Below are 4,903 nucleotides of genomic sequence, written 5' to 3' on the forward strand. Positions count from 1 at the left end.
TCCGGAATGCCATGTGGCCTGCCTATTTCGACTGACTTGACAGCACCGAGAAGAGAGCTTCTTGCGCACCACCCCTCCACAGATCCGCAGAGAGGTGCGCGGGCGCTATCCCAAGCACGCCTGGCCTGAGGATCCACGCAGCGCACCGGCCACCGCGGGGACGAACAGAGCTCGCCGAAGCTGAGTGGCGTGTCGACCCGCCTGGGGTGAATCTCCCTGCCCACAGGCGCGCATGCGATGACGCGGCAAACCCTGCGTCATTGCGCCGCGTTAGTGTTCGCGGCTTCAGGGATGAGGGTGACCAGCTTCCGCTGTAGTTCGGCGCTCGCCTCTGGGCAAGGGGTTAGAAGACCGTCCAGTCGGAGTACGTGGTGAACGCGTCCAGCGCGGCCAGCCCGGCTGCCGAGCTGCCGGAGGGGCCCAGCGCGGGACTCCATACGCAGGCGACACCCCGGTCGGGGATGACGGCCAGGATGCCGCCACCGACTCCGCTCTTGGCCGGCAGTCCGACTCTGTAGGCGAATTCGCCGGCCGAGTCGTATGTACCGCAGGTGAGCATCACAGCGTTGACCCGCTTCGTCTGCCGCGCACTGAGCAGCCGGGTTGCGTCTGAGAGAACCCCGTCGCGGGCGAGGAACAGCCCGGCAAGCGCCAGCTCGCGGCAGGTCATCGACAGAGCGCACTGCGCGACGTACTGGTCGATCACCTGGTCAACGGGACACTCCAAGTTTCCGTAGCTGGCAAGCAGGTGTGCGAGTGCCGATGTGCGGTGGCCGGCCTCGAGCTCCGAACGGGCCACCTCAGGGTCGCTGCCCACATCGGCGCGGCCGCTCTCCCGGCGCATCAGGTCGCGAAGGGCACCGAACGCGTTGCCGGTCAGCGAATGCAGCCGGTCGGTGACGACGAGTGCACCGGCGTTGATGAACGGGTTGCGCGGACGCCCCGCCTCCTGGTCGAGCTGGAGCAGGGAGTTGAACGGGTTGCCCGACGGTTCGCGGGACACCCGTTCCCAGATGCTTTCTCCCTCGGCGGCGACTACTAGCGCGAGCGTGAAGACCTTGCTGATGCTCTGCACCGAGAAGCGCACGTCGGCGTCACCGATGACGTGCACCTGGCCGTCGCAGGAGGCGATCACCATCCCGAACTGGTGCCGATCCACCGCCGCCAAGCTAGGGATGTACTCAGCCAGCCGGCCGCGACCAACTTCGGGAGCGGCGGCCTCCTGCGCGCGCAGCAGGGCATCCATGATTTGCACGTCACCATCCTCGCGCAGCCGACGGCCGAGCGTCCGGGCCGGGCTCCGGACGCCAATCGTGGGGCCCAGCCCCTTCGATCCTGAGGACCGACGATCCACCCAAGACTTGCCCCACGATGAGCGTCGTGCCTGTTCAACCCGCCAACACGCACGTGGCTAGACCATGCCCGAAACACGCCCAAGCCGCTGCCGAAGGTCCATCATGCCTCTGGTAGGGACTCCACGCGCCTCGAACTGCGTCTGGTAGCCGCGACCAACCCTCGAGACGCAGGGCGTCCTTTCTGTGGCTGCGTCTGTCATGCACGGCATGCTGTATCTAAGAATCCGGCTGCCAGTCCGTCGTGGCCGCTCGCAGCTCCTCGATGAGGCGCGTAGCTGTCCAGTCGTGGCCCCCGAGGTGTTCATAGTTATTGATGCCGACCCATAGGGCGAATGACCGGTGCCCGAGGGCCTGGGCCCGACCATCCATCTCGGCGAAGAGCTCGGGTGTGTCTGGGGTGCGCTCTGCTTCGGGCACGGCGGTGTTGAGGCGCTGATGAACCCGCAGCAGCCGTTCGAGCTCGTCGACGGGGTGGGAGTGGTCATCGACGCGCAGGTCCATCTCCAGGTCGTTGCGACCGTCAAACCCGGCGCCGTCCCTGACGACGAGTAGTGCTGCTGACTGCCGACCGCGCGCGTCGCCGCCAGCCTCGTCGCCGGCTCGGAGTGCCCCCAGCAGGCGCTCGGCGAGGGGTGCTGCGCTGTCACTCGCCTGGAAGGCGGCCTGCATCGCGACTACTACCTCTTCGCCGGTGAGGATGTTGCCCTGGATCGCATACCCATCACCGGTGACTCCGCCCGCCCACTCCAGGCACTCGGAGCCGGTGTGGCTGGCGGAGTCGCCTCCGGAGTCGACGATGCCCACCTGGCGGAGGTCCTTGCCGTCGTCTTCATCCAGGAGTCGCTGAAGCGCCAGGGAGGAGGTCGCACCACCTTGGAGGTGAGCCAGGCCCACGTCCTTATAGGTGACGTTGGCCCACGCCTGAGTGGCAATGGCTCCGGCTCCCGCGCGAGCGGCGGGGACTACTGATCCGACGGAGAAGAATTTGGACGCGACAGCCACGCCCCACGACTCACCATCGTCGGAACGCGCCACGATCGAGAACGTCATGACCAGACGCTAGTGGCGGACCGTTCCTCGGAGGAAGGGCTGGGATGGGGCCCGTAGACCGCCTTGCACCGGTTCACATGTCCGGCGGGGACCGCACACTCGTCCCTCCGGAGCGCAATTGCCCGGCCAACGGCGGGGTATTCATTTCATAGCGACGACAGCGTCATCACGCCGCGAAACGGCAGCGCGCTGTCCCCGGATCTGTCGAACACCGCGTCGGGGTTCTAGCCTGAACGGATGCTCGACCTCAGCGCAATCGACGTAGAGGAGGTTGCAACGGCGCTCGCGGATCAGACTGACTACGACCACCGATGGCCGTCGACCCGCGAACGGGCGAGATTGCATTCTGGACCAGCGACACGGGCATCGACGGGGTGAACCCTGTCGAGATCGGCCCGGGGAGACCCCGGGCCGTCGCTGTTCTGGTGTCGCCCGGGATCAGAGGTCGATCGGACGAAGCACGCGGTTGATGCCGTGGGCGATCTGCTTGTTGCCCTTGTTGATGTTCTTCGCCGCCACCCGCACGCGGGGGTTGCGGTCGTTCTTGGCTGCGTCGATCAGGAACACGCCCCATGGCGGACGTCGACCTTGATCCTGCCGCCCTGAGCGGGGGTGAGCTTCGCGCCATGGGCGTCCTTGGCCTGCGCGACTTGATGGTCGCCCCCGGGACCACGTGGGAGCAGGACGGTCTCGATGGTGTCCACACCCAGGGTGGCGACAGCGTCGAAGACCTTCTTCTCCGACCCCAGACGGTCACCGGTCAGGCCGTGGACCAGACCGGTCACCCGGTTGGCCGCGGCGGCGGCGCCGATCACGGAGCGGGTGAGTGCGGTGGCGATTGTTCGACGGTTCATCGGAAGCTCCTCGGGAAGGGTGGTGGTTACCCCCTACTTCGTGGAGCGAGTCGCCTTGGTTGCATCTTCCTCAGAAGCAACCGAGGAAACCCGTCCTCACCGGGCTGAGACACCGGCGCTGCCGGGCAATTCACCCGCAGGCAAGGGCATGACACGACACCCGCGAACGGTCATACTTCATCGGTGACCGATCCCACCGTGCTCGAGCCCTCCCCGGTCGCGCGGACGGCGTACGCCGTGAACGCCGGCGTTGCCTGGCTCGGAATCGCCCTGACCGCGTTCTTCTCCGGCATGGGGTGGTACGACGAGCTGAAGCCGGAGCCGGGGCTCTACGGCAACCACCCCGATGGGGCCGCCGGGGCGGTTGCGCGGCTGACCGACACCTTCAGCTACTTCACGATCTGGTCGAACGTGGTCGTCGCACTCTCGGTGTCGCTGCTGCTGACCCGACCCTGGCGAAACACCGAGGTACGCCGGGTGTTGCGGCTCGACGCACTGCTGATGATCACCGTGACCGCCATCGTCTATCAGGTGCTGCTGGCTCCCACTGCCGTGGTCTCGGGCTGGTCGAAGCTCACGGACCCGATCCTGCACATCGTCACGCCCGCTGTCACCATCATCGTCTGGCTGGTCTGGGGACCGCGCGGCTGGATCACCGCCCGGACGGTGCCGCTCGCGCTTGCCGTCCCCCTGCTCTGGATCGCGTGGATGCTGGCCCGTGGGGCAGTGATCGACGCCTACCCCTACGACTTCGCCAACGTGACCGAGCTCGGCTATGCGTCCGTGGCCGTCACGCTAGCCATGATCCTGGTCTTCGGGCTGGTGGTCGCCACCATCTACTGGGGGATCGAGGTCGCGCTTCGGAGACGACAGTCCGCGGCCATCGTGACCGAGACCTCGCTGTAGCAATCGAAGTCCGCGAGACCATCGATCCCGCACGATAGGCGCCCTGGAAGATCGCCCCACGTCCCGTCCGGCGCCGGTCAGCCGGCAGCCCGGACCCGCGCCGTCACCACGAACGTGCCGTCGCCGTGCCGCCGCGACCAGGCAGCGAGGAGGTCACCGTCACCCGCGCCCGCATGCAGCGATCCGCGCGCGATCAGCTGTCCGGGCGGCAGGAGGATGCTGACCGGACCCCAGTCCCCACCGGGAGTCATCATCGCCGCGAGGACTCCGTCTCCCAAGGCGCCCGGGACGGCCTGGGGGGACCAGAGCGCGACTGCTCGGCCGCTCGGGTCGATCGCGGCATCCAGGTCCTTCACCGCGGGATCGGCGGCACCCAGCAGCACCGGCTCGCCCCACCCGCCGGCGTACCGCACCGCCTTGACCGTGGCGCGGTAGCGCCGGTAGACGACCAGTACGTCGCCGGCTGGCGTGCCTCGCACCACCGTCGGGCCAAGGCCCACCTTGGCGCTCACGACCTCGGGGGCCGACCATGCCCCACTCTGCGGCGCTCGCGAAACGACCAAGTCCCACTTCCCCGCACTGTCGGCCTGCCGCCACACGACCGTGGCGGTGCCAGTGGCGTCGACCGCCAAGCCCGGCGCTGGCAGGGCGCCGGACCCCGACCTGGTCCACAGCACCGAGGGGTCGCTCCAGGGCTCGTCCGCCTGCTTGCGGATGACCGACAACGCCTGGGTTGTG

Annotated in this window: 7 protein-coding genes; 2 read left to right on the top strand and 5 right to left on the bottom strand. The window is 67.8% G+C overall.

Annotated features, from left to right (window positions below):
• Positions 1–61: 61 nt before the first annotated feature.
• A complete protein-coding gene (locus tag RMO85_RS03470) occupies positions 62–184 on the top strand; it encodes an ATP-dependent helicase C-terminal domain-containing protein (RefSeq protein ID WP_310526490.1) in 123 nt (40 codons plus the stop codon).
• 159 nt (positions 185–343) lie between these two features.
• On the opposite strand, the gene RMO85_RS03475 is transcribed toward RMO85_RS03470, so the two are convergent.
• The 4 genes from RMO85_RS03475 to RMO85_RS03490 all read right to left on the bottom strand — a co-directional run bounded on the left by RMO85_RS03475 (position 344) and on the right by RMO85_RS03490 (position 3,259).
• A complete protein-coding gene (locus tag RMO85_RS03475; protein WP_310526497.1) occupies positions 344–1,246 on the bottom strand; it encodes a glutaminase in 903 nt (300 codons plus the stop codon).
• A gap of 325 nt (positions 1,247–1,571) precedes the next feature.
• A complete protein-coding gene (locus RMO85_RS03480) occupies positions 1,572–2,405 on the bottom strand; it encodes a DUF1028 domain-containing protein (RefSeq protein ID WP_310526491.1) in 834 nt (277 codons plus the stop codon).
• A 438-nt stretch (positions 2,406–2,843) separates the two neighbouring features.
• Positions 2,844–2,972, bottom strand: coding sequence for a hypothetical protein (locus RMO85_RS03485; RefSeq protein WP_310526492.1), 129 nt, complete (start codon positions 2,970–2,972; stop codon positions 2,844–2,846).
• Positions 2,963–3,259, bottom strand: a complete 297-nt coding sequence (locus RMO85_RS03490) for a hypothetical protein (RefSeq protein ID WP_310526493.1) — start codon at positions 3,257–3,259, stop codon at positions 2,963–2,965. The genes RMO85_RS03485 and RMO85_RS03490 overlap by 10 nt, the downstream gene beginning before the upstream one ends.
• Before the next feature lie 183 nt (positions 3,260–3,442).
• Here RMO85_RS03490 and RMO85_RS03495 point away from each other — a divergent pair, with 183 nt between their 5' ends.
• Entirely contained in the window at positions 3,443–4,165 is a 723-nt protein-coding gene (locus RMO85_RS03495) for a Pr6Pr family membrane protein (RefSeq protein WP_310526494.1), read from the top strand.
• Positions 4,166–4,242: 77 nt separating this feature from the next.
• Here RMO85_RS03495 and RMO85_RS03500 read toward each other — a convergent pair.
• Positions 4,243–4,903: hypothetical protein (locus RMO85_RS03500; RefSeq protein WP_310526496.1), on the bottom strand; the 661-nt coding region annotated here is incomplete at its 5' end.

This window comes from Nocardioides sp. (genome assembly GCF_031422975.1).
Lineage (GTDB): Bacteria > Actinomycetota > Actinomycetes > Propionibacteriales > Nocardioidaceae > Nocardioides.